This is a genomic window from Azospirillum largimobile, from assembly GCF_977007025.2.
The window spans coordinates 34,927-60,456 of sequence record NZ_CDRMUA020000002.1 but is presented as its reverse complement, the minus strand read 5'-3'; the positions used below and the strand labels follow the sequence as shown (position 1 = coordinate 60,456).

At 66.3% G+C, this 25,530-nt stretch carries 18 protein-coding genes and 1 pseudogene; 3 read left to right on the top strand and 16 right to left on the bottom strand.

Going from position 1 to position 25,530, the window contains the following annotated elements:
* Positions 1-8 precede the first annotated feature (8 nt).
* The 12 genes and pseudogenes from fdhD to ACWPKK_RS13620 form a co-directional block, all read right to left on the bottom strand.
* Complete coding sequence (gene fdhD, locus ACWPKK_RS13675) at positions 9-836, bottom strand: formate dehydrogenase accessory sulfurtransferase FdhD (RefSeq protein ID WP_452004923.1); 828 nt, start codon at positions 834-836, stop codon at positions 9-11.
* Positions 837-856: 20 nt separating this feature from the next.
* Positions 857-3,712, bottom strand: coding sequence for a formate dehydrogenase subunit alpha (gene fdhF, locus ACWPKK_RS13670; RefSeq protein WP_452004920.1), 2,856 nt, complete (start codon positions 3,710-3,712; stop codon positions 857-859).
* A 23-nt stretch (positions 3,713-3,735) separates the two neighbouring features.
* Positions 3,736-5,316, bottom strand: coding sequence for a formate dehydrogenase beta subunit (locus tag ACWPKK_RS13665; RefSeq protein ID WP_452004917.1), 1,581 nt, complete (start codon positions 5,314-5,316; stop codon positions 3,736-3,738).
* The gene (locus ACWPKK_RS13660; protein ID WP_452004915.1) at positions 5,313-5,849 is read right to left on the bottom strand and encodes a formate dehydrogenase subunit gamma; all 537 of its coding nucleotides are present in this window, start codon (positions 5,847-5,849) and stop codon (positions 5,313-5,315) included. Before ACWPKK_RS13660 ends, ACWPKK_RS13665 begins: the two co-directional genes overlap by 4 nt.
* 182 nt (positions 5,850-6,031) lie before the next feature.
* Positions 6,032-6,982: a LysR family transcriptional regulator gene (locus tag ACWPKK_RS13655; protein WP_452004912.1), complete on the bottom strand. Its 951-nt coding sequence runs from the start codon at positions 6,980-6,982 to the stop codon at positions 6,032-6,034.
* Positions 6,983-6,984: 2 nt separating this feature from the next.
* Positions 6,985-7,890 (bottom strand): SMP-30/gluconolactonase/LRE family protein, encoded by a 906-nt coding sequence (locus ACWPKK_RS13650; protein WP_452004909.1) that lies wholly within the window; start codon positions 7,888-7,890, stop codon positions 6,985-6,987.
* A 171-nt stretch (positions 7,891-8,061) separates the two neighbouring features.
* Complete coding sequence (locus tag ACWPKK_RS13645; RefSeq protein ID WP_452004907.1) at positions 8,062-8,781, bottom strand: hypothetical protein; 720 nt, start codon at positions 8,779-8,781, stop codon at positions 8,062-8,064.
* Positions 8,782-9,024: 243 nt separating this feature from the next.
* The gene (locus tag ACWPKK_RS13640) at positions 9,025-9,675 is read right to left on the bottom strand and encodes a hypothetical protein (RefSeq protein ID WP_452004905.1); all 651 of its coding nucleotides are present in this window, start codon (positions 9,673-9,675) and stop codon (positions 9,025-9,027) included.
* A gap of 114 nt (positions 9,676-9,789) precedes the next feature.
* A complete protein-coding gene (locus ACWPKK_RS13635; protein WP_452004903.1) occupies positions 9,790-10,113 on the bottom strand; it encodes a DUF3800 domain-containing protein in 324 nt (107 codons plus the stop codon).
* 389 nt (positions 10,114-10,502) lie between these two features.
* A complete protein-coding gene (locus ACWPKK_RS13630; protein WP_452004901.1) occupies positions 10,503-11,852 on the bottom strand; it encodes an AlbA family DNA-binding domain-containing protein in 1,350 nt (449 codons plus the stop codon).
* 95 nt (positions 11,853-11,947) lie between these two features.
* Positions 11,948-14,455: a response regulator gene (locus ACWPKK_RS13625; RefSeq protein WP_452006637.1), complete on the bottom strand. Its 2,508-nt coding sequence runs from the start codon at positions 14,453-14,455 to the stop codon at positions 11,948-11,950.
* Positions 14,456-14,545: 90 nt separating this feature from the next.
* Positions 14,546-14,923, bottom strand: a pseudogene (locus ACWPKK_RS13620) (LytS/YhcK type 5TM receptor domain-containing protein); the annotation flags it as partial.
* Positions 14,924-15,364: 441 nt separating this feature from the next.
* Here ACWPKK_RS13620 and ACWPKK_RS13615 point away from each other — a divergent pair.
* Both ACWPKK_RS13615 and ACWPKK_RS13610 read left to right on the top strand, forming a co-directional pair.
* A complete protein-coding gene (locus ACWPKK_RS13615) occupies positions 15,365-17,329 on the top strand; it encodes an ATP-binding protein (protein WP_452004898.1) in 1,965 nt (654 codons plus the stop codon).
* Between the two features lie 171 nt (positions 17,330-17,500).
* Positions 17,501-18,193: a hypothetical protein gene (locus ACWPKK_RS13610; RefSeq protein ID WP_452004896.1), complete on the top strand. Its 693-nt coding sequence runs from the start codon at positions 17,501-17,503 to the stop codon at positions 18,191-18,193.
* A gap of 88 nt (positions 18,194-18,281) precedes the next feature.
* Here ACWPKK_RS13610 and ACWPKK_RS13605 read toward each other — a convergent pair whose 3' ends face one another.
* The 4 genes from ACWPKK_RS13605 to ACWPKK_RS13590 form a co-directional block, all read right to left on the bottom strand.
* A complete protein-coding gene (locus ACWPKK_RS13605) occupies positions 18,282-19,745 on the bottom strand; it encodes an ABC transporter substrate-binding protein (RefSeq protein ID WP_452004893.1) in 1,464 nt (487 codons plus the stop codon).
* Between the two features lie 248 nt (positions 19,746-19,993).
* Positions 19,994-20,848, bottom strand: a complete 855-nt coding sequence (locus ACWPKK_RS13600; protein WP_452004890.1) for a ParB/RepB/Spo0J family partition protein — start codon at positions 20,846-20,848, stop codon at positions 19,994-19,996.
* Entirely contained in the window at positions 20,838-21,860 is a 1,023-nt protein-coding gene (locus ACWPKK_RS13595; RefSeq protein WP_452004887.1) for an AAA family ATPase, read from the bottom strand. The genes ACWPKK_RS13600 and ACWPKK_RS13595 overlap by 11 nt, the downstream gene beginning before the upstream one ends.
* A gap of 302 nt (positions 21,861-22,162) precedes the next feature.
* Entirely contained in the window at positions 22,163-23,110 is a 948-nt protein-coding gene (locus ACWPKK_RS13590; RefSeq protein WP_149228246.1) for a replication initiator protein A, read from the bottom strand.
* A 1,063-nt stretch (positions 23,111-24,173) separates the two neighbouring features.
* On the opposite strand from ACWPKK_RS13590, the gene ACWPKK_RS13585 reads away from it, so the two are divergent.
* Entirely contained in the window at positions 24,174-24,983 is an 810-nt protein-coding gene (locus tag ACWPKK_RS13585; RefSeq protein WP_452004884.1) for a MarR family transcriptional regulator, read from the top strand.
* Positions 24,984-25,530 lie beyond the last annotated feature (547 nt).

Below are 25,530 nucleotides of genomic sequence, written 5' to 3'. Positions count from 1 at the left end.
GTTGAAAATCAACGGAACAGGATGACGGTGTCGCGGCGCGACAGCGCGCCCAGCGTCAGGTTGGCGTTGCGCGCCAGTTCCAGCGCCAGAGCCGTCGGGGCGGAGATGGTCGCCAGCAGCGGGATGCCCACCGCCGCGGTCTTCTGCACCAGTTCGAAGCTGCAGCGGCTGGTCATCACCACGAAGCCGGTCGCCGGGTCGGCACCCGAACCGGCGATGGCGCCGATCAGCTTGTCCAGCGCGTTGTGGCGGCCGACATCCTCGCGGGCCAGCCGGATGGTCCCGTCCGGCGCGCACCACGCGGCGGCATGGACCGAGCGGTTGGCCCGGTTCATCGGCTGGTGGTCCGGCAGGGCGCGGAAGGCGGCGGCCACCGCGGCCGGGTCCACCTCCAGCGAGGTTTCGATTTTGCGGGGCTCCCGAACGGCGTGGACAAGACTGTCCACGCCGCACAGGCCACAGCCGCTCCGCCCCTCCATGGAGCGGCTGCGCAGACTTCCGCGCAGGAGACGCAGCGGGTCGACCGTCAGGTTGACGACGAAACCCAGCGGCGTTTCCCGCACGAAGATTTTCTCGATATCGGCGGCGGACCCGACGATCTCCTCGGCAAGGCTGAAGCCCAGCGCGAAATCCTCCAGATCGGCGGGGGTCGCCATCATCACGGCATGGGACCGGCCGTTGTATTCGAAGGCGACCGCGGTTTCCTCCGGCACCTGCCATTCGACGTCCGCGCCCTCCTCCACCCCGACACCGGCGGGAAAGCCGGTGCCGGTGACGGCGATGGAGCACATGAGGCTGTCGTCAGGACGGATGGAACCCGAAGGCATCGCGGTCATGCTTCCCACTCCCCAGGACGTTATTCGGCGGCGAGGACGTTGGCGGCGGCGATGCGCTTGCGCTCGACGTCGTTCTTCGCATAGTCGACCTGCCAGTCCGACGGCTGGTTGCTGCGGGCGACCTGCACCGCGGTCACCTTGTATTCGGGGCAGTTGGTCGCCCAGTCCGAATTCTCCGTGGTGATGACGTTGGCACCGGTCACGGGGTGGTGGAAGGTGGTGTAGACGACGCCAGCCGGCATGCGGTCGGAGATGACGGCGCGCAGCGTCGTGGCCCCCATTCGGCTGGCGAGCGACACCATGTCGCCGTCCTTGACGCCGCGGATCTCGGCATCCACCGCGTTGATCTCCAGCACGTCCTCCGGATGCCAGGCCACGTTGGCGGTGCGGCGGGTCTGGGCGCCGACATTGTAGTGGGCGAGGATGCGGCCGGTGGTCAGCACCAGCGGGTACATCCGCGTGGTCCGCTCGTCGGTGGGCACATATTCGGTGATCATGAAGCGGCCGAGACCGCGGGCGAAGGTCTCGCCATGCATGATCGCCATGCCGGTGTCGTCATCCTCGAAGCCGGTGCAGGGCCACTGGACGCTGCCGACGCGGTCGAGCTTCTCGAAGCTGACGCCGCGGAAGGTCGGGGTCAGTCGGGCGATCTCGTCCATGATCTCGGACGTGGTCTCGTAATGCATCGGGTAGCCCATCGCCGTCGCCAGCGCGCAGGCGACCCAATGCTCGTCCTTGCCGACCTTGGACGGCATCGCTTTGCGGACGCGGTTGATGCGGCGCTCGGCGTTGGTGAAGGTGCCGTCCTTCTCCAGGAAGGAGGTGCCGGGGAAGAAGACGTGGGCGAAGGCCGCCGTCTCGTTCAGGAACAGGTCCTGGACGATGACGATGTCCAGTGATTCCAGCGCCGAGGTGACGTGGGTGGTGTTGGGATCGGACTGGACAATGTCCTCGCCCTGCACGAACAGGCCGCGGAAGCTGCCGTCATGCGCGCTGTCGAACATGTTGGGGATGCGCAGGCCCGGTTCCGGATCGAGCGTGACACCCCAGGCGGCTTCGAACTCCTGGCGGACGAGGTCGTCCGACACATGGCGGTAGCCCGGCAGCTCATGCGGGAAGGAGCCCATGTCGCAGGAGCCCTGCACGTTGTTCTGGCCGCGCAGCGGGTTCACGCCGACGCCCTCGCGGCCGATGTTGCCGGTCGCCATCGCGAGGTTGGCGATCGCCATCACCGTGCTGGAGCCCTGGCTGTGCTCGGTCACGCCCAGGCCGTAATAGATCGCGGCGTTGCCGCCGGTGGCGTAGAGGCGGGCGGCGGCGCGGACCTGATCGGCCGGGACACCGGTGCGCGATTCCAGATATTCCGGCGAGTTGCGGTGCTCGGCGATGAACGCCTCCCACTTGGCGAACTCCTTGGGATCGCAGCGGCCTTCAACGAAGGAGCGGTTCACCAGCCCCTCGGTGACGATGACGTGGGCGATGGCGTTCACCACCGCGACATTGGTGCCGGGCTGCAGTTGGAGATGGTATTCGGCCTTGACGTGCGGGCTGCGCACCAGATCGATGCGGCGCGGGTCGATGACGATCAGCTTGGCCCCGGCGCGCAGCCGCTTCTTCATGCGCGAGCCGAACACCGGGTGACCGTCGGTCGGGTTGGCACCGATGACCAGGATGACGTCGGACTTGTCGACGCTGCGGAAATCCTGAGTGCCGGCCGAGGTGCCGAAGGTCTGCGACAGGCCGTAGCCGGTCGGCGAATGGCAGACGCGGGCGCAGGTGTCGATGTTGTTGGTGGCGAAGGCGGCCCGGATCATCTTCTGGACGACATAGACCTCCTCGTTCGTGCAGCGCGACGAGGTGATGCCGCCGATGGAGCCCCGGCCATACTTGGCCTGCACCGCCTTCAGCCGCTCGGCGGCATAGGCGATCGCCTCCTCCCACGACACCTCGCGCCACGGATCGGTGATCTTCTCGCGCACCATGGGCTTCATGATGCGGTCCTTGTGGGTGGCGTAGCCCCAGGCGAAGCGGCCCTTGACGCAGCTATGCCCCTCGTTGGCGCCGCCGTTCTTCCACGGCGTCATACGGACCACCGTGGTGCCCTGCATCTCCGCCTTGAAGGAGCAGCCGACGCCGCAATAGGCGCAGGTGGTGATGACGCTGTGTTCGGGCTGTCCGTGCTCGATGATCGACTTCTCGGTCAGGGTCGCGGTCGGGCAGGCCTGGACGCAGGCACCGCAGGACACGCACTCGCTGTCCATGAAGCTTTCCTTGGCGCCCGGCGACACCGACGACGCGAAGCCACGCCCGTCGATGGTCAGCGCGAAGGTGCCCTGGGTCTCCTGGCAAGCGCGGACGCAGCGCGAGCAGACGATGCATTTGGAGGCGTCGAAGGTGAAATACGGGTTGCTCTCGTCCTTCGCGGCAGCGCGATGGTTTTCGCCGTCGAAACCGTACCGCACGTTGCGCAGGCCCACGGCACCGGCCATGTCCTGCAACTCGCAATCGCCGTTTGCTGCGCAGGTCAGGCAGTCGAGCGGATGGTCGGAGATGTACAGCTCCATCACGCCGCGGCGCAGCTTCGCCAGCTTGTCGGTCTGGGTGTGGACCTTCATGCCGGGGGCGACGGGGGTGGTGCAGGACGCCGGGGTGCCCCGGCGCCCCTCGATCTCAACCGCGCAGAGCCGGCAGGAGCCGAAGGGCTCCAGGCTGTCGGTGGCGCAGAGCTTCGGCACGGTGATGCCGGCGTCCATCGCGGCGCGCATCACGGAGGTGCCTTCGGGAACGGTGATGGCGCGGCCGTCGATCTCCAGCGTCACCAGGGTCTCGGAGACGCGGGCCGGGGTGCCGTAGTCGGTCTCGTGGATGAGGGTCATCTCGGGTGCTCCTGGGTCGCTCGTTATTCGGCGGCGATGTGGGTGACGCGGACGGCGTGCGTCTTCTTGCGGAAGTCCTCCGGGAAGTGCTTCACCGCACTGCGCACCGGATAGGGCGTCATGCCGCCCATGGCGCAGAGCGAGCCGTCCACCATCACGTCGCAGAGGTCGGCGAGCAGTTCCAGGTTCGCGTCGACGTTCTTGCCGGCGATGATCTTGTCCAGCGTCTCCATCCCGCGGGTGGAGCCGATGCGGCAGGGGGTGCACTTGCCGCAGGATTCCGCCACGCAGAACTCCATGGCGAAGCGGGCCTGCCGGGCCATGTCGACGCTGTCGTCGAAGACGACGATGCCGCCATGGCCAACCATCGCCTCCTGCGCGGCGAAGGCCTCGTAATCCTTCGGCAGGTCGAACTGCGAGGGCGGCAGATAGGCGCCCAGCGGCCCGCCGACCTGAACCGCGCGGATCGGCCGGCCGGTGATGGTGCCGCCGCCATACTCGTACAGCAGTTCGTGCAGGGTGATGCCGAAGGCCTTCTCGACGATGCCGCCATTCTTGATGTTGCCGGCGAGCTGGAAGGGCAGCGTGCCGCGCGAGCGGCCGACGCCGAAGTCGCGGTAATACTGGCCGCCCTTGTCAAGGATGACCGGCACCGAGCAGAGCGACAGCACGTTGTTGACCACGGTCGGCTTGCCGAACAGGCCCTCCAGCGCCGGCAGCGGCGGCTTGGAGCGGACCATGCCGCGCTTGCCCTCCAGGCTTTCCAGCATCGCCGTCTCTTCGCCGCAGATGTAGGCGCCGGCGCCGACGCGGACGTCGAGATGGAAGCTGCGGTTGGTGCCGTGGATGTTGTCGCCGAGCCAGCCCTCGTCATAGGCCAGCTTGATGGCATGGCGCAGGGTCGCCGTGGCGTGCGGGTATTCCGAGCGCATGTAGACGTAGCCGGAGGTCGCCCCCACCGCGATGGCGGCGATGGTCATGCCCTCGATCAGGCAGAAGGGATCGCCTTCGATGATCATGCGGTCGGCGAAGGTGCCGCTGTCGCCCTCGTCGGCATTGCAGCAGACGAACTTCTCGTCCGCCTTGGCCTGCATCACCGTGTTCCACTTGATGCCGGTGGGGAAACCGGCGCCGCCGCGGCCGCGCAGGCCGCTGTCGGTCACCACCTGGACGATCTCCGCCTGGGACATCGCCAGCGCGTTCTCGAGGCCCCGGAAACCGCCATGGGCGCGGTAGTCCTCGACCGACAGCGGATCGATGATGCCGCAGCGGGCGAAGGTCAGCCGCTCCTGCTTCTTGAAATAGGGGATTTCCTCGGTCAGGCCGTGGCCGAGCGCATGCTCCCCGCCGGTCAGGAAGCCGGCGTCGAACAGGCCGGGGACATCCTCCGCGGTGACAGGGCCGTAGGCGACGCGGCCCGCCGGGGTTTCCACCTCGACCAGCGGTTCCAGGTAGAGCATGCCGCGCGAGCCGTTGCGGACGATGCGCAGCGGCAGGTCGCGCCTGGCGGCCTCGGCCCGGATGGCGGCGGCAACCGCATCGGCGCCCACCGACAGGGCGGCGGAGTCGCGCGGGACGAAGACGGTGATCAGATGGCCGCTCATTGCGCGTGACCCTTGTGGGAGTGGCTGAGGGCGCGGGGGATCTGCTGGTGGGCGGTCGGGTTGGTCCGCGTCTCGGCCGCCAAATCGTCGAAACGGTCGGGCGAGACCCGGCCGTGCAGGTTCTCGTCGATCATGACGGCGGGGGAGAGGGCGCAGTTGCCGAGGCAGAAGACCGGTTCCAGCGTGAAGGAGCCGTCGGCGGTGGTGCCGTGGAAATCGACCTGCAGGCTCTTCTTGATGTGGTCGACCAGGGCGTTGGCGCCCATCGACTGGCAGGCCTCGGCCCGGCAGACCTTGATGATGTGGCGGCCGGGCTTTTCGCGGCGGAATTCGTGATAGAAGGACACCACGCCATGCACGTCGGCGCGCGAGAGGTTCAGCTCCGTCGCCAGCAGGGGGATGGCCTGTTCGTCGATGTAGCCGAACTCTTCCTGCAGCGCGTGAAGGATCGGCAGCAGGGCGCCGCGCAGATGCCGATTGTTTTCGACAATCGTCATGGCGCGCTCAGCGCTCCACGGATGGCTTGCGTTCACGGGTATCCCTCCTTGCGATCGTCCGCGCCGCACTTGGGGTCGGCGTCGTTCTGGCTTGGCTCTGTTGGCTTTTTCCGGGCGTCTCTCAGCGCCCGGCACCATCAGAGTGGCGGAGGATACGGTATGCCAGCAAATTGTATTTTCCGATGGGCTGATAGCTTTTGGCTATCAAGAACGGCCCGTCAGCGGATCGCCACCCGCCAGGGGATCATGGCCTCGGCGACGCTGATCGCCACCCGCTGGGCGATGTCGGCGTCGGATGCTGCCACCGCCAGGGCCTTGGCCAGCGGCGGCGGCGGGTCGCGGTCGGCATAGGCGAGGCCGACGACGTGGCTCAGCTCCGGATCGACCAGAGGGAGGGCGACGATGTCCGGATGCGGGGGCACGAAGGTCAGCAGCTGGCCGGGGACGATGCTGGCGCAGGTGCCGGCGCGGACGATGGTGTAGAGGGTGACGATGGAGTTGGTCTCCATCGCCGGCTGCACCGTCCGCCCGGTCATGCGGAAGGCGGTGTCGGCGATGCGGCGGTTCTGCATGTCGGGCGTCAGCAGGCAGAGCCGCAGGTCCGCCGCCGTATCCCAGGTGACCGCCCCCTCGGCGATCAGCTCCTCCGGCAGGGCATCGCGGTGGGCCAGCAGGTAATAGTGCTCGGTGTAGAGCGGCAGGGTGCGGACGTTGTTGAGCGGTTCGTTGTCGAGATAGGTGATGGCGGCGTCGAGTTCGAACTCGTCGAGGCCGCGCTGGATCTCGCGCGAACTGAGCGACACGACGCTGGAGCGGATGTGCGGGAAACGGGTGGTGAAGGGCGTCAGCACATGGGGCACCACCGGCAGGGCGGTGGGGATGGCGCCGACCCGCAGATGGCCGGTGACACCCTGGGCCAGGGCCAGCAGCTCGTGGCGCAGGTTGTCGCGCTCGCCGACGATGCGGCGGGCGTATTCGAGGACCTTCATCCCCTCCGGCGTGAAGCCCTCGAACTTCTGGCCGCGCTCGACGATGGGGACCTGAAGCTCCTCCTCCAACTGGCGGATGGCGTTGGAGAGGGTCGGCTGCGAGACGTGGCAGCTTTCCGCCGCGCGGCCGAAATGCTTCTCGCGGGACAACGCCAGCAGATAGACGAACTTGCGGAACATGCTCAGGCCGCCGGGTCGAAGGGCGGGACCGGCAGGCCCGGCACATCGACCGTCATGGCGAACAGGCCGCCGGATTGCGGCAGGCGCTCCAGCTCGTCGGCGGGGCGGCCGGCGCTGGCGCTGGTGACGTAGAGGGTGCGCAGGTCGGGACCGCCGAAGGCCACCATGGTCGGGCAGCGCGCCGGCACCGGATGCTCCGACAGCAGTTCGCCGGCGGGGGAGAAGCGCGCGACCCGCCCGCCCTCGTATAGAGCGGTCCAATAGCAGCCCTCCGCATCCACCGCCGCGCCGTCCGGCCGGCCGCGGTCGCCGTCCTTCGGCTCCAGCCGGATGAAGATCTCGCCGTCCGAGACAGCGCCGGTGGCGGGATCGTAGCGATAGCGGCGGACGGTGAAGGTCGGGGTGTCGGCGTGGTACAGGGTCCGCCCGTCCGGGCTGAAGGCCAGACCGTTGGAGGTCAGCAGCCCGCCGGCCAGCACCGCCAGCCCGCCCCGGTCGTAGCGGTAGAGATGCGCCTTGCCGCCGGCCTTGGGCTCGTCCAGCGTGCCGGCCAGATAGCGGCCGGCGGGATCGGTCTTGCCGTCGTTGAAGCGGCTGGCGCCCTGGTCCTCCGGGTTGGCGGCGAGACAGGCGACCGGCCTGCCCTCCCCGTCCAGCTGCCACAGGCCGGAACGGAGGCCGGCGATGAAGCCGCCGCCCTTGCGCGGGGCGACGCAGCCGATCTCCTCCGGCAGAGCCATGGCCCGGTTGGTGCCGGTGGCCGGATCGAAGCGGTTCAGCGCCCGGCCCTTGATGTCGACCCAATAGAGCGCCTGCTCCTCCACCGACCAGACCGGCCCCTCCCCCAGCTTGGCACGGGCATCGAGCACGCAGGTGAAGGCTGAGGTGAAGGCGGCGCCGGCGGTCATCGCGTGATCCTCGGTGTTCGAACGGACCCGCAGGGTCGGACAGAACGGCGGCGCGATCAAGCGCGGGAGTGGGGATCGGTCGGGTCGGCGGCCTCATCGATGGGTGGAGGGGCGGCGGGTGGAACAGCGTGGAACAGGAGCCCGCGGCTGTTCCATCCTCCGGCGGAGCCGTCAGCGGGGATGGGAGAAGGGACCGGCGGCGCGGCGGCTGACCGGGCCGGGGTTGAGGTTGGGGTAATGCTCGTACTCGTTGACGGTCCAGGGGAAGACGCCCTTCGGACCTTCGCCCTCCGGACGGGCCAGGATGGCGGCGACCATCTCGGGTTCGGGCAGCCGGCGCTCGCGCAGGGCGCCGGGGACATCGTCGTCCAGTTCGGGGACGGTGACGGCGGGCGGGTCCTCCGGCCTGGGAGCGGGCTTGGCGGCGGGCCGGGGCGCCGGCTCGTCGCCCGGCCGGGAGTCCCGTTCGGCGGCTTGCCGCCGGGACGCCGGGAGGTCGAGGCCGTCGAACAGGCCGAGCCGTTCGGCCATCCAGCGGACGGTGGTGGCATCGCCGGAGGTGACCAGCCGCTCGATCTGCTCCGCCACCAGGATGCGCAGCGAGAACAGGCGCAGCTCGGCCTCGCGGTTCAGCGCCTGCCGCTCCCACCACACCCTGTGACGGAAATCCTTGGAGCCGTAATAGGCGCGCCATAGCGTGGTGCGGCTGCAGCCCATGGCGCGGGAGACCTGAAGGAAGCTGTTGCCGCGCGCCAGCATGCCGGCGGCCATGATCCACTGTTCGTCATGGAACTGCGATCCGGGGACCAGCGAGCCTTCGGACGGCACCGGCGGCTCTTCGGCCCAGCGGGGGAAACGGTCGTTGGCGAGGGTACGGCTGTCGAGGGGCATGGCGCGGCTCCGCGAAGGGGTGGGACCTGGGCGGAGAGGGTATAGGAATTTGGTCCAGGGTTGGGGAGGTTTCGGGAAAAGTGGGGGTGGACGGTGGGTGGGGACGGTTGGCTTTAATCCAGAACCGACACTGGAGCTACAACGAAAGTACCCACCAAACCATTGCGTTCCGCCCCCTTTCACACCCAAGGCAACCCGATAAGATTCCTAAAAATAAAAACACTTCCTTAGCAAGGAGTAGCACTAATTGTTATTGAATAGTTTTTCGGCCATATAGCTTGGGGCCACTAAATTTATACCAATTCCCTTTGTTGGATTGCTTTTGTGAAGCAGTATTTTGGCTGATTTGTTCAAAGTTTCCGCGTTGTTACCTTTCTGCATATTTGCAAAATACCATCTCATAGACAGTCCCGCCACTATGTCAGCAACTTGTATTCCTATCATCTCAGGCGATGCTTTGAAAAGCAAATCAGAGGCTTGCGTGAAATTGTAATCTGAGAACGGCAATCTAAACCTAGCGCTATAAAGTTCCAGATTCTCTACTTGTGATTTTGCAGAAGCAATGATTTCATCGAAATGAGTTTGTTCGTCGTGGAAAATTTGCTGCCCTTGCAAGGACCCTGATAGAAAAAGGTTCATTCTCGCATAGATATTTGTGAACGACGCGAAATTCGGAAGCATCCACACTATTTGATCTCGTTTTCCAATATCTGGAAGCGGAAGAAACCTTTTATAGGCACATTCTTTCTCCTTCCCAACCATTAATCGAAAATCATCTTTACTTTCTTCAATCGCTGAGACCATGCTCTGAGCTACTTCATGGTTATCTTTGCTAACCACTTCTTTTAGTAGGTCAAAATATTTCTCTACCTTCTTATTTGAAGGCTCGTTCATGCATTGAACAAAATGGAATATAGTTTCGTTTGGAACTCTATAGTAAATATAGTCAGCGAAAATTTTCTTAATCCATAGACTTTCCTCGGAATCGCTTGGGCTAAAGTAGGGAGGCTAAACAATCCCGTTAATAATACTAATTGCGATCTGGTATTTTTTATCTACAATTTCAATGAAAAAAGGAATATTATTCCGCGCGATAACACTAACTACATCAATAGCGAATTCTGGTTTCCGTTTCAGGATTCTGCTAAGCTTCAGTTCGTTTGCTTGAATATTGTGCTTACTTCTGAGGAACTTTATTTCCTCTGTAATACTTACTTCATCAGTAATTCCTATTGCAGCCAAGCTAAAAACAGGCTGCCCCGCAAAATCAAATTCGGCATCTGCTCTTGCAAGATCGCCTGTATTTCCGCTCTCGTCTATAAAAAACCGCATGCCTTTTCTCCATCCATTGCGATTATAACCTTAAAAGACATGATATAAAATTTCAGAAACGCGCAGTACACGGCGTCCGTGTTGATTAGATAAAAGCCTGCTACATACAGCACTCTCTGTTCCTTCATGTCCGCTTTCACGATGGTAACTGCTGGCGTCGGCAATGACCACTATGAAGCTCGTTCCAGCCGCGCGGGATAAACTCAGGGCCGGAGGCTTCCTGTCCGCTTCTGGCGCTTAACCGACACTCTGAAGTGACTGACCGTGGGCCGACTACGATCGAGAGATTTCGCTTCTATCCTCCGACTGTGACAATTAAGACCCGCCGCATTTTGACAGAAGTTTTGGCTGCAACGGTGTCGCCGACACTTTGCAGAACACCGCTGCTTTCAGAAATGATTTGACCGCAACCGCCGCACCTCTTCGTCGACAAGTTGCTTTGGCAATTTAAAGAAATCAAATAGCGCGTAGAGTGGCAGGAGAAATTCAAAAAGAAGCTCTGGAAGTTGGTCCTCTATCTTGTCGCTCATAATGCTTAAACTACGCTCGAATGTATTCTGGCGTGAAATTTGACCGGGATACACCAACCGGCGCCCCTCAATATGTACCAGTTCGCGGCCTTGCAATCCAGTCCAAGTAACCATAATGGTAAGCGGTGCGGGCGTCGAAGACAACTGTTTGGTGAATGATGCCGCCTGAAGAAAACATTCGGCAATCCGCCAGACAGGCATAGTGATATCGAACCCTTTGCCCCGTGATAGACGATCAGGAATGGAATCTTCGTCGAACCCACGCACAAGCAGCGCCTGCCCTTCCGCAGTCACTCGCCAAAAATCAGTATGGGCTGGGTCGGCCAACCAATGCCCAGGTTCATCACCAAGATAGCATTCGACAGTATCATCATGAATATATGGCCGGATACCGTTTCGTGTCGGCACCCACCAAGGGGACCATCCTGTGTGCCGCACCGTAGCGCGATCAAGAAGATCATGAACTTCTGACAGCGTGCGGCCAGGCAAAGGAGCGTCAATCTGATAGGCAACCGTGTAGTAACCGAGAGACTCTGCGGATTGCGGATCGGCTCCATCTGCTACAAGTTCGCGCCACCGCATCAGCCCTCTATTCCGCCACACCTTTAACTTTTCCAATTTGGAAGGAGGCAACTCCTCTGCAGCCACACCCCTGCCATCCAATATCCCGCGGATGGCATCCAAAAGATCGTCGCGGCCAGCGCGGATACAGCGATCGAAAAGATCACGCCAATCCGCAGCCGTTGCCGGTTCGGCACTCTCGGGCGTCGGGCGACGGATATAGACGCGGCCCGCAATCAGGGTCTTCTGATCCGGACTGCCCTTCTTGGCCTGTATCGGGACACGGTGGCTGCCTGGAACAATGACGACGGGGTGAACTGTACCGTCAGTCCCACTCCGCCGGATATGCGTCACCTGAACTTGGAAGGAAGGTTCTGCATAGCTGGCAACGATTCGCGCAATCGCATCCTGACTATAAGCGTCCAAAGCTGGAGGGACCGGCTGACCTACCCGGAACGAACCGTCACTCAACTCCTCGAAGCCGAGCAGGATAAATCCACCCCCATGATTGGCTAGGGCGATGGCGGCCTTTGCGATGGTTGCGGCTCCAGCCTTATCACCAAGGTCGATCCAGCGCTTGACCTCGATATTCAAGCTTTCTTGCGGGCTATTAACTAGCGCCAGGAGTTCCGTAAAGATCTCAGCCATATCCGCCCCGACGAACTGACGGCGAAATTATACACCTTTAGGGCGTGCCCGCAACAGCCGTGTGCCCCATACAGCTCGATAGCCCTTTACCCCTCCTACCCCTCCCCCATCGCCTCCACCGCCCGCCGTGACGCGACGCAGCGGGCGATCTCGGTCAGCAGCAGCACGCGGTCGATGGGCTTGGGCACATGGCAGTCCATGCCGGCCTCGTAGCAGCGGGCGATGTCGTCGGGGAAGGTGTTGGCGGTCAGCGCAACGATGGCGACCCGGCCGGCCGGGCCGGGCATGGCGCGGATGGCGCGCGTCGCCTCCAGGCCGTCCATCACCGGCATGTTCACGTCCATCAGGATCGCGTCGAAGGGCTCGCACCCATCCACCGCCGCGGCCGCCGCAACCGCCTGGGCGCCGTCCTCCACCGCCGCGACGCTGTGGCCGGCCTGCTTCAGCAGGGTGACGACCAGCATGCGGTTCATCTCCACATCCTCCGCCACCAGGATGCGCAGGGACTGGGGCGCCACGGCGGTCGGCGCGGGCGGCGGCGGGGGTGACGGCGTGGGCTCCGCCGATGGCTCGGGAGCGGGCGCGGGGGACGGCGGCTCGACCGCCTGCGGCGGAGGGGGCGGCGGAGGGGGCGCCTCGGCGGAGGGGGACGGGGCGGCTTCGGGGGGCGGTTGCGGTGGGGAGGGCGCCGAGGGGTGCAGGTGGTTCAGGCGGTCGCGCAGTTCCAGCGGGTCATAGGGCTTGGCGATCAGGTCGTAGCCGCCCAGCGCCACGTCGTCGGCCACCACCGCATGGGCGGCGAAGCCCGAGGCCAGCAGAACCGGCAGGTCGGGGCGCAGGCGCCGCGCCTCGCGCGCCAGCTCCGCCCCGTTCATGCCCGGCGGCATCACGATGTCGCTGAACAGCAGGTCCAGCGGCTCAGGCCCACGCAGAACCACCAGGGCCTCGCCGGCGCCCGCCGCGCCGATCACCCGGTGGCCCCAACTGCGCAGCAGGGCGCAGCCGTGCTCCAGGATGTTGTGGTCGTCATCCACCATCAGGATCGACAGGCCGGGCCGGCCGACGGCGGGGCGGACGCTGCGGCCGCTCTCGTCGGCCATGCGGTCGGGCGGGAAATGGACGGTGACGGTGGTGCCCTGCCCCACCCGGCTCGACAGGGTCATGGTGCCGCCATGGAGCTCCACCAAGCGGCGGGTCAGCGGCAGGCCAAGCCCGGCGCCCTCGGTCTGGCGGTTGGCCGGGCTCTCGACGCGGGTGTAGGCCAGCAGGACGCGGCCAAGATCCTGTTCGGGAATGCCGATGCCGGTGTCGCTCACCTCCAGCAGCAGGCCGCCATCGTAGGTGGGGGCCGGGGCGGGACCGGCGGTCAGCGAGACGGCGCCGCCGGAGGGGGTGTATTTGACGGCGTTGGACAGCAGGTTCAGCAGGATCTGGCGGATGCGGCGCTCGTCGCCGCGCAAGTGGCGGGCGGCGGGGTCGACGCGCGCGGAGAGGACGATGCCGGCGCGGGCGGCGCGCGGGGTCAGCAGGCGGATGGCGAAGGTGGCGGCGGCGTCGAGATCGACCACCTCGTCGTCCAGCACCAGCTGCCCGGCCTCCGCCCGCACATGGTCGAGGATCTCGTTGATCAGCTCCAGCAGATGCTGGCCGCTGTCGCGGATGTTGACGGCGAAGTCGCGGTAATGGGCGTTGCCGACCGGCCCCTCCGACTCCCGCGCGATCAGGTCGGCGAAGCCGATGACGGCGTTCATCGGGGTGCGCAGCTCGTGGCTCAGGCTGGCCAGGAACTCGGTCTTGCTGCGGCTGGCCGATTCCGCGGCCTGGCGGGCGTCCTGAAGCTCGGCCTCCATGATCTTGCGGGCGGTGACGTCGCGCTCGACGCTGACGTAATCCTGCGGCGCGCCCCAGTCGTCGGTGACCAGCCGCACCGCCGCTTCGATCCACACCCAGCGGCCATCGGCATGGCGCAGGCGGTAGGTGGTCTTCAGGGTCGGGCGGTCGGGCGTCAGGCGGGCCAGACCGGCGGACAGGGCGTCGCGGTCGTCGGGGTGCACCCGCTCCACCAGCGGGCGGCCGATCAGGTCGGCGGGGGCGCAGCCCAGGCTGTCGCGCGTCGCCTCCGAACAGAAATGCCGCACGCCGTCCAGGCCGATGCGGCCGATGATGTCGGTGACGCCGCGCGCCAGCAGGCGGTAGCGCGCCTCGCTGGCGCGGATCGCGCGTTCGGCCTCGTGGCGGCGGGTGATGTCGCGAGCGCCGACCGACAGCATGACGATGGCGCCGCTGTCGTCGCGGATCGGCACCTGCGACACCTCCCACCAGCGGGTGACGCCGTCGTGGGTGTGCTGCTCCTCGAAGCGGGTGGGGGCGCCGGCGTCGATGCAGGATTGCAGGTCGGCCATCGCCTTGGCGGCCAGATCGGGCGGCAGCAGGCTGTCCAGCGGCTTGCCCGGCGCGTCGGCGGCGCGGTCTCCCATCGTCCGGATGGCGGCGGCGTTGGCGCTGTGCAGGGTGAAGCCGCCGTTGTCGCCGACGCGGATGATCGCCAGGCTGTCGGCGGAGCTGTCGAACACGGCGCGGAAGAGGGCGGCGTTCTCGGTCAGCGCGTTCTCGTCGTCGACGCGGCGGTGCTCCCGCGCCAGCATGGTGCCGAGCAGGCCGATGCCGAGCGTGGTGAAGGCGGTCAGCGGCAGCGCCGCCTCCTCCAGCACCCGCATGGCGAGCCCCAGGTCGGGCAGCAGCAGGAAGGCCAGCAGGGTCAGCGGCGTGATGGCGAGACCGAACAGGGACAGCAGGCCGAAGCCGTAGGCGCCCTTCCCTTCTCCCCGGTTGGCTGCGCCGGCGGCTCGCCGCTCCATCGGCCGGGCCAGCAGCGGCGCCACCAGCGCGGTCAGCAGGATGCCCACCAGACCGGTCAGCGAGCCCATGCCGCCCAGCCACAGCCGCACCCCGCCCGCGGCGGCGGCGGAGATCAGGGCGGCGGGCCAGCCGCCGAACAGCCCGGCCAGCCCGATCATCACGTTGCGCAGGTCGACCAGCACCCCGCCTTCGACCGGGTAGGCGTCGAGCATCGAGATGGCGGCGGCCACGCCGAACAGCAGGCCCGACATCAGGGCGAAGGGCAGGCGCCGCGTCCCGAACCGCCGCAGCACATAACGGTAGGCAAGCAGGACCAGCGCCAGCAGCCCGACGCCGTGCGCAAGGGCGATGATGATGCCGGTTCCCATGCTCCGCCCCCCAGCGGCAATCCCGATCCCGCTCCCAATTCCGGGGTCCGAAATCGGAAGCGAACTTTTACACAGGCAATGCAACAAGAAAAAGAAACGATTCGAAACAGTCATATGGGCTTTTTATATAGTCCCGCTGCCGAAAGCGGTCGAACCGCCCCTTTGGTCGCCGGAACGATGCCGGCGGCAGGATCGGCACCACGCGGCTGTCGTGTTTGGCCGCCGCTTCGGCTAGGATGCCCCGCGCGAATTGTTCGTGGTCGTCGTGTTTTCGTGGGCTTCGGCATGCTGTTCAAGGTTTTTTCACGGAGCCTGGTCGCCCGAACGACGGCATCGGCGGTGCTGCTGGTGTCGGTGCTGATCGCCGTGCCCATGGTGGTCCTGATCCAGGCCGACGTGCGCAACACCCGGGCCGAGCTGGCCATCCGGGCGGAGATGGCGACCAGGATCGTGCTGGACGACGTGGCGAACGCGCTGTGGGACCTCGATCCCGAAGAGGCGGCGACGGCGCTGATGCCGCTGCGCTCGATCGACAGCTTCGCCGAGGCGGTGATCCTGGGGACCCATGGCGAACGCTTCGCCACCTTCCGCAAGCCGGGCGCGGCCATCGTCAGCGACGCCACCGCCACCGCCGCCGCCGTGCCGCTGACCCACCAGGACCGGACCGGCGCCGTCCGCAACATCGGCACCCTGCTGGTCCGGCTGGACACCGGTCCGACCGACGCGGCCATCCGCCACCATGTGCTGGTGCTGGGCGGGACCGGCGCCGTCACGCTGCTTCTGGTGATCCTGGGGGTGGTGTGGGCGACCCGCGGCATGACCCTGCCCATCGCCGGCATGACCCGCGCCATGGCCGATCTGGCGGCGGGCGACGTGTCGGTGGACGTGCCGGTGCGCCACCGCGACGACGAGATCGGCCGCATGGCAAAGGCACTCGCCACCTTCCGGCAGAACGCCATCGACCTGCGCGTCGCCAAGGAACGGGCGGAGCAGGCGGTGGCGTCGAAGGCCAAGTTCATGGCCGCCGCCAGCCACGACCTGCGCCAGCCGGCCCAATCGCTGCTGATGCTGACCGCGATGCTGCGCGCCACCGCCCCCACCCCGAAGGTGGCGGAATCGGCGCGCAAGATCGAACAGGTCGTGATGACCCTGAAACAGCTGCTGGACGAGCTGCTGGAGGTGTCGCGGCTGGACGCCGGCGGCGTTGCGGCGAACAAGGCCGTGCACGAGGTCGCCGACCTGTTCGACGCGCTGGAATCGCAGTACGGCCCGGTGGCCCGCAACAAGGGGCTCGCCTTCGCCGTGCCGCAATACCGGGCGCCGGTGGTGACCGACCGCATTCTGCTGCTGCGCCTGCTGGGCAATCTGATCGACAACGCGATCCGCTACACGGCCAGCGGGCAGGTGCAGGTCGCCTGTCTGGAATCCGGCGGCAACCTGATCGTCGAGGTGCGGGACACCGGCATCGGCATCCCCGAAGACAGGCTGGACGCCATCTTCGAGGAGTTCCACCAGATCGGCAACCCGGAGCGCAACCGCGACAACGGCATCGGCCTTGGGCTGTCGATCGTCAAGCGGCTGGCGACGGTGCTGGACCACCCGGTGAAGGTGCGCTCGACGCTGGGCAAGGGATCGGTCTTCTCCGTCACCATTCCGCTGGCCCCGGTGGAGGCCGCTGCGGTGGAGAGCGTTGCAGTGGAGCCTGGGACCCCCGTTCCGGTGGCCCGGCCGGCCGTCTCCGCCGCTCCACCCGGCCCTACCTCAATTCCTGCTCCTGCCCCTGCCCCTGCCCCTGCCGCCACGATGGCGACGCTGGCGGACGCACCGGCGAAGGAGGGGGAGATCGCGATCCTGGTGATCGACGACGACAGTTTCGTGCTGTCCGCCATCTCCATGTTCCTGACCAGTGCCGGCCATCGCGTCGTCGGCGCCTCCACCGTCGCGCAGGGCCTGCGGGCGGTGGAGGACGGGACCGTCCGTCCCGATGCGGTGATCGCCGACTATCACCTGTCCGCCACCGAAAACGGCCTGGATTTCATCGCCGAGGTGTGGACGCGGCTGGGCCTGCGCATTCCGGCGGTGCTGATCTCCGGCCGGCTCGACGGGGCGGTGACCAGCCGGGCGACTGAGATGGGCGTGATCGTGGCCGCCAAGCCGATCATGCCCGACCGCCTGTCGACGCTGGTGGAGGCGATGACCGCCTCGCGGCCGGCCCTGTCCGTCACCGCCGATACCTCCCGCCCCGCATAATACCCTGGTCGATACCCTGGTCGGCCGAAGTCATCGGCCGGCCGCCGGACGCTTAGGACTAAAAATAATCTCACATATCCGGCTGTGCTGTGGCACAACATTGACGCCATGCCCGGAACCAGTCTTGCAACCCGCGTCACGGGCTGGAAACAAGCAACCTCGGAGGATCCCATGCGCGGCGCCACCACGACCGACATCACGCGTGCCCGGGACATCATCGCCGGTTTCGACTTCGGATATGTGGTTGACCGGGCGGTCGCCGCGGGCATGACCCGCGCCACGTCCGAGATCGCGCTGCACCAGTTGAAGGCCTTCCTGCTGGCCTGCGCCGAGCATCCGGACCGCGACATCGTTCCGCAGTCCGCCGCTTGCGACGATCTGTGGCACGAGTTCATCGTCGCCGACACCCGCGCCTATTTCCGCTTCTGCGAGGCGGTGTATGGCGAATACCTCCACCACAACGGCGTCGCCGTCGCTGCCGACCGCATGGCCGCCGCCCGCGCCGACACCGCTCGCCTGTTCGCCACCGCGGATTGCCTGCGCGAAGCGAAGGCGGCGGATTGCCTCCGTGAGGCGGAGGCTGCCGACTGCCTGCGCGAGGCGAAGGCCGCTGATTGCCTCCGTGAAGCGAAGGCTGCCGATTGCCTGCGCGAGGCCAAGAGCGCCGACTGCCTGCGCGAAGCGAAGGCGGCCGACTGCCTCCGCGAGGCCAAGAGCGCCGACTGCCTGCGCGAAGCGAAGGCGGCCGACTGCCTCCGCGAGGCCAAGAGCGCCGACTGCCTGCGTGAAGCGAAGGCTGCCGACTGCCTCCGCGAGGCCAAGAGCGCCGACTGTCTGCGCGAAGCGCGGTCACAGGACGCCTGACACCACCCGGCGGCTTCAGCGAAAAGCCCCTGTCCGTCAGCCGGACAGGGGCTTTTTTCTTGTCGGCGCCGCCCTGCCCTTCGCCTGATCAGCCAAAGTTGAGGCCGCCGAAGGGCGTGATGAAATTCTCGCTCAGCACATTGCCGCGCAACGCCACGTAATCAGGCACCACCAGCGGGATCACCGGCAGATCCTTCATCACCAGACACTCGGCGTCCTTGTAGACCTCGGCGCGGCGGTCAGGGTCCGCGATGGCCATCGCGCGTTCGACCAAGCCGTCGAACTCCGCATTGGACCAGCCGACGGGATTGAAGCGGCTGCGGCTGCTGAACAGCTCGTCCAGGAAGTTCATCGGGTCGGGATAGGTGGCGGTCCAGCCGAACAGGAAGGAATCATAGTCGCGCCGGCGGGAACGGGCGATGAACTCCTGCCGCGGGGCGGTGACCAGCTTCGCCGGGATACCGGCATTGTTCCATTGCGACACGTAATAGACGAACTCGCGCCGGTATTCCGGCACGACGGTGACGGTGAAAGGATCGATGCCGCGCCCAGCCGGATAACCCGCCTCCTCCAGCAGGCGTGCCGCCAAGGTCGGATCGTAGGCCAGCGGCTCCAGCCTTTCGTTCGACAGCAGGGCCGGCGGAACGACGCCATTATGGACGGCAGCCACGCCGCGGAAGAAGCGCTCCGCCATCGCGTTGCGGTCGATCAGCAGCGACATTGCCCGGCGCACCCGCAAATCGGCAAAGGCCTTCACCCGGCGCGGATCGAGCGCCACCACCCGCATCTGCATCCGCTGCACGTTGGACAGCGACCTTTTGAATCCGGGATCGTCCATCACCCCGCGCAGCGCATCGGTGTCGACGAAGGTGAAATCGACCTGGCTGTCGTTGAACAGCGTGATGCCGTCATTGCCGATGCCGGTGGCGAGGAAGGACACCCGCTCGAACGGCACCGCACCGCCGCGCCAGCCGGGATTGGCCTCCACATCGATGCGGATGCCCTCGGTCGAGCGGGCCAGCCGGTAGGGGCCGGTGCCCGCCGACATGGTGCGGAACCAGTCGGGACCGGCCTGCTCGGCCGCCTCGACATCGACGATGTGGATGCGGGCGAAGGGGAAGACGGCGTTGGGTTCGTCGCAGACCACCTCCAGCGTCCGGTCGTCGATCACGGTGACGCCCGACAGCTCGCTGGTCGTCTTTGCCCGCAGTTCGCGAAAGCCGCGGACCTTGGACAGGGCCAGCAATGCGAAGTTGGCGCCGTCACCCGCCAGAGCCGCTTCGAAACTGCGCTTGACGGCCGCGGCGGTTAAGGGGCGTCCGGTGTGGAAGGTCACGCCGTCGCGGATCGTCAGCCGCCAATGCCGCGCGTCCTCCGAGGCTTCCCAAGCGGTGGCGAGACCCGGCAGGATGCGGCCCTGCGTATCGACGCTGGTCAGGCTTTCATACATCGAGCCCAGGATCTGCCGCGCGACCAGATCGCTGACGGTCAGCGGATTGAGCGCCGCCGGCAGTGACTTCAGCCCGATCCGCAGGGTGCCGGCGGCGGCCAACGCCGGTCGCGGCACCGCGCCGGACAGCGCGGCGGCTCCGAGAAGGCCCCCGAACGCGCCAAGAAAATGTCGTCTCTGCACAGCCGGCATCGCTGATCCGTCGCGTCGTAGTCTTGCCGGCAATCCTTACCATGGGGCAGGGCAGGCGGTCACCCTGGACGACCGCCAGAGGCTTTCGCACTCGAAAGCAACCGGCGGTCGCGTGCTATCGGCCGAGCAACCCTTGCGTGCTTTCGAGTGCGAAACCCTCAGCCGTTCAGCAGGGCGTCGATGCGGTCGCGCAGGGCCTGCAGTCTTTCGCGATGTTCGCGCTGCAGGGATTGGGCGACCGTGTCGATGGCGGCCAGATCCTTGTCCATGCGGTTGATCGCCTTGCCCAGCACCCGCATCGGCTCGGCCGTGGAGGATGCCGCCGGCCGTGCCGCCCGCACCGCGCCCACCGTCAGTCCGCCGGTGCGGGCCGTCTGCCAAAGCCGGCGCAGCTCCGCCTCGTCCTCGACGAAGGCCAGTTCGACCAGGGCGGAGCGGGAGACCGCGTCCGGGTTGGCGCGGTAGTCGGCCAGGATGTCGTCGGGCAGGCGCAGCACCTTCAGGCGCTTGGACACCTCGGCCTCCGAACAGCCGACGGCCGCCGCCACCTCCGCCTGGGTGTAGCCGTGCGCCTCGATCAGCTGCGACAGGCCGCGGGCGAGGTCGATGGCGTCCAGATCCACGCGCTGGACATTCTCGATCAGCGCGATCTCTTCAGGGCGGCCCTTGGTGATGATCGCGGCGATGGTGCCGCGGCCGAGCAGACGGTGGGCGCGCAGCCGCCGCTCGCCGGCCACCAGACGGTAGCGCCCCTTCTCCGCCCCCTCCTGCACCAGCACGGGTTGCTGCAACCCGTGATGGGCGATGGAGTCCGCCAGCGAGCGCAGGGACTCGTCGTCGAACACCGTGCGCGGCTGGCCGGGGTTGGTCTCGACGGCAGCCAGATCGATCTCGACCAGCCGGGGCAGCACGCCGCTCAGCCCGAACATGCGGTCGGTCTCGGCGGCGAAGCCGGCCTCCTTGGCCTGAAGCACGGTGGCGGCTGTCTGGCGGGTCAGCTTCTTAGGCGGCATCGACGGTCTCCTGCAGGCGGCCCATGGCGGTCAGCAGCGCAGCGGCGATGGCGGCATAGCTCTCCACACCGGGGGCACCGATGTCGGCATCCAGCGTGATGACGTTGGCGCCGGCCGCCTGGGCATAGATGGTCGCGCGCGGCACCGGCGGGAACACGCGGCGGCTGTCGCCCCACAGCCGCTGGATGTCGTCCAGCGACGACCGGTCCTGGGTCTGGCGCGGGTTGACCATGGTCGGCAGGATGCCCAGCACCTCCAGCCGCGGGTTCAGCCGGCGCTGGATCTTGGCGACGGTGTCGAGAAAGGCGCTGACGCCGAGGATGGCGTGCGGCTCCGCCTGACAGGGCACCAGCACATAATCGGCGGCTGTCAGGGCGTTGATGGTCACGGCACCCAGATTGGGGGCGCAATCGATGACGATCACGTCATAGCGCTCCCGCACGCCGTCCAGCATCTCGGCCAGCGCGGTCTGCGCATTGGTCAGGTTGCCCGGCAGTTCCGTATCGGCACTCGCCAGCGCGATGCTGGACGGCACGACGTCCAACCCCTCGACGCCGGTCGGGCGGATCACCGCGTCGAGCGGGGTCTTGCCCATCAGCGCGTGATAGAGGACCTTCCCGGCCTCGGTCAGCGCCACCACGTCGGTCTGCGGCACGCCGACATGCACGGTGGCGTTGCCCTGCGGATCGGCATCGACCAGCAGCACGCGGTTGCCGGCGCGCGCCAGGATGAAGGCGAGGTTGATGGAGGTCGCGGTCTTGGCCGTGCCGCCTTTCTGCAGGCCGACGGCGACCGTGGTGCCGCGGCGGGGCAGGGCGCTTTCCGGCCGTTCCAGATCCAGCAGCAGAAGCCGTCCCAGCACGTCGCGGGGCAGGGCTTCCTTGCCGGTTTCCCACTTGCTGAGCCGTTGCTTGTCGTATTTGCGGCCGGTGAGTTCGTTGACGAACGCCGCCATCTGCGTCTGGGTCAGGCCGCGCCGTTCCCGCAACGCCTTCAACTGTTCCCCTGTCACGCCCCGTCCTCCTGCCCCGGCACCGGTTACGGCGACCCTACCAAGTCGTCGCCACTCCGGCAACGGGTGTCTACCGAAGGGGGAAGGGGGGATCGCTTTTGGGATTCAGGTGACGGCGTTCCACTTCGAATGCCCTTCTCCCCTTGTGGTAGAAGGGTTGGGAAGAGGGGTGCGGCGGTCGCAGACCATTGAAACTATTGGAATTTGCAACCCCTCACCCCAACCCCTCTCCCACAAGGGGAGAGGGGCTTTGCCTGCGAACGATCTCCAGACGTGATGGCTGTATCAGGACCAGCTGCCATTCACACCGTCTCGTCGTATTCCACCTTGGGAACGTCGATCCAGTTTTCCGGCTGGCCCTGGTCCTTCTTCCAGAACAGCACCGGCAGGTCGGCGTTCAGCACGCGGCCCAGAACGGCGCCGCGCGCCTTCATCGTCTCCTTGTATTCCGCCGTCTCCACGATGCGCACGCCATAGCCGGGGATGCGGTCGGCGGCCAGGACTGGACCCAGCGCGTTCTTGAACTTGCGCAGGTCGTTGTCGGAACCGACGCGTTTGCGCAACGGCTCCAGCGCCATCCAGAAGGCATGGCCGCGGGCGAGGTGGGCGCGCGCGATTTCGTAAAGGCGCTTTTCCACCGGCTTCAACGCGAAATACTGGTCGTCGTAGCTCAGCAGATTGTGGCCGAGAGCCGCACGGGTGACCCAGCCCGACAGGGTCAGCTTCAGCCCGCGCACCGCACGCTCGCCGTCCTTCTTGCGCTGGTAGAGCAGCTTGTAGTCGGAAATCCACGAGAAGGCGCCGCTTTCGCCCTCCCCGCCGGTTTCCAGGTTGGTCTTGATCTGCGTGCCCTGCAGCCGTTCCAGCGCCCCTTCGATCTTGTCATAGGCGCTGCCGCCCGCGGTCTTGCCGACGATGCGCTGGAGGTCGCTGGTGGTGAAGTGAAGCTCGCCCAGCTTGGACGGGCCCTTGCCCGATTCCATCTTCTCGCGCAGCAGGGAAATGGCGTAGAGCAGCACCGCCTTGTCCCAGATGGTGGCGACGCCGACATTCTTCGGTGCCCGCACCTCGATCCGCACCTTGCCGTCGTCATAGGTCGGCAGCGATTCCGCCTTGTCCTTCGACAGGCCGAACAGGCTGTAGACCATCATGTGGCGGTCGTTCTGGACATCGCCGGTCAGCGGTGAATCGAGCCGCAGAGCCAATTGCAGCGGCCGGTCGAGCAGCTCGGCGTTGGTGGTCTGTGACATGCGATCTCTCCGCGGGTGCTGTGCGGCTTCAAGTGGGTTGCAGCCATAATCCACAAGCCCGCCCCCCTGTTCCACCGCTCCGGCCCAAACGTCGCCGTTCTGCCGAAAGATTCCCGCGAACGGTGCGATTTGCCCGGTCGCACGTCGCCGTTCTGCCAGTTTTCCCGATGGGGGCCGGCGGGCGGCCATGGGAGGCGGTCGGGGGTGCCCCTGAGGGCTCTCACCCGGTCGGTGGCGGCATCAACGTCTGCGTTCTGCCGTGCCGGGGGGTGGCGGAACGGGTGGCGCTCGTCATAAGTAGTTGTATTCGTTGGATTATTGCCCTGCATCACTGCCTGGGCCAGGGTCGGAATGCCCCCTGAACGGCCCCTGACTGGCAGAACGACGACGTTCGGACGATCCGCCGGAGGGCCGATTCCCGCCCGATTCTCCGCCGATTCTGGCAGGCCGGGGGTGGGGAGGGCTCCATTATTCGGCAGAACGGCGACGTTCGGAACCAGGATCCGGCAGACACAAAGCTCTCATCCTCAAGAATCTTTCGGCACAACGGCGACGTTCGGACCCGAATCTTTCGGCACAACGGCGACACTCGCAGCGGGACGGCCGACGACATGCCGCCACAAGTGATTGATTCCCGCTGAAGAATCCCGCCGCCGCCCATTGCGACGTCGCTGATGTGCCACTTTCCGAAGACCGTGGACAGACGCGCAACGGCACGTACACATTTCAAAAAACGGGCGAAAACCGCCCTCACGCCATCAACCTGCGTCCATGCCAGTTCCTGGCCGACGCCACGAGCCAGTGTGAATCCTGGCATCTTGAAGGAGAGCACCATGACGTAACGGAGGACCGACCTCCGCAAACACAAAAGGCCCGGATTGCTCCGGGCCCTTCGTGTCGGACGGAGGAGACCGAGGGAAACCCGGGCACCCCACATCTGGCGGTTTGGCGACTCCATGATGGCAGGGCAGGCCCGTGAAGCCAAGCGGATTCATCCCGAGTCCGTCGACGCTCTCCCTTTGTCTCCACCCGTCCACGGATCGACCGACAGACGGGTGTCTCAATGAAGTCGTACATCGACATGTACAGGCGCTGGATTGCCGTGCCCGGCATCCAGGCCGCCGACATCGCGGTATTGTCCGCGCTCTATGCCCATGCCGACCGCGACGGTGTCTGCACCGCCACGCAAGGAGAGCTGGCGGAGGAGCTTGGGCAAAGCCGCGCCTGGTTCAATGCCGTGCTGAAGAGCCTGCAGGGTTCGTCGGCTTCGCTGGTCTGCGCCAAGCCGCGGCGCGGCCTGCGCGGTTTCGCCTATCAGCTGGTGGGGATGGAGGGCGTCACCGCCGGCCTGTCCTGTCAGCCGGCTGACATGGGCGGTTCGCCGGCCGGCTTCTCCTTGGAATCTCAGAATCCTGAATCCTCCTCCTCCCCATCTGGCGGGGAGATGGCGACTGGGAAGATGGGTCTGCGGGATGGGGCTTTGCCGGTCGATTGGCAGCCCGATGCCGCCGATCTCGCCTGGGCGGCGCAGGAGCGGCCGGAGGTCGATGCCGGCCGGGTGACCGCAAAGTTCGTGGCCTGGTGCCGCAAGGCCCATGCCCGCAACGGCTACCGCCCGCCGGATCCGGGGGCCGCATGGCGGCGCTGGATCCTCCGCGAGCTGGTCGCTCCGACCGATGAGCCCCGCGATCCCGCAACCGAGCCGTCCCCCTCCATTCCGTCCGCCATCCGCAACCACCGCCGGGAGCCCCGCCATGATCGCCGTTCCGTCCTTCCCCGCAGCGGATCCGCGCCCGACGCAGCGTCCAATGCTGCCGTCCGCAACCGCGAAACCCTCGCTGCCCTGCGCCTTCGCCTCGCTGGCCAGTCTTGAGGTCGCCGACCTGCGGTTCGAGACACAGGATCTGTCGCCCGACGAGATCGGTGCGCTGGCCGACCGGGTGGAGCAGGCGATCGGCACGCTGACGCCGCCGATCGGGATCGAGAATGTGCTGATCGGGCTGGAAAAGCTGGCCGACCGCTTCGCGCTGGAACTGCCGGATGCCGAGCTGCTGGAGGCGGACGTGCGGGCGATGGCCGATTGGCCGGCCGACCGCTGGATGGCGGCATTCGAGGCGGTCTGGTCGAATTTCCGCAGCGGCTGGAGCCGGTTCCCGACGCTGGGCGACTTCCGCGACGCTCTGGCCGCACTGCCGGCGGTGGCGGAGAGCCGGGCCGCCGACGACCTGCGGCGTCTGGCCTCCCGCCTGCGCCAGGAACAGTGCTTGCGCGCCCGCACCGAGGAGCAGCGCCGCCGTGCCCGTGCCCGCGAGGCGGCGATGGCCGAGCGGCAGCGCGAACTGGCGCGGTGCCGGCTGGCGGATGGAACGGAAACGGCGAAGGGCCCGGATCCGGCGGCTGATGAAGACCGCCGAATGCCG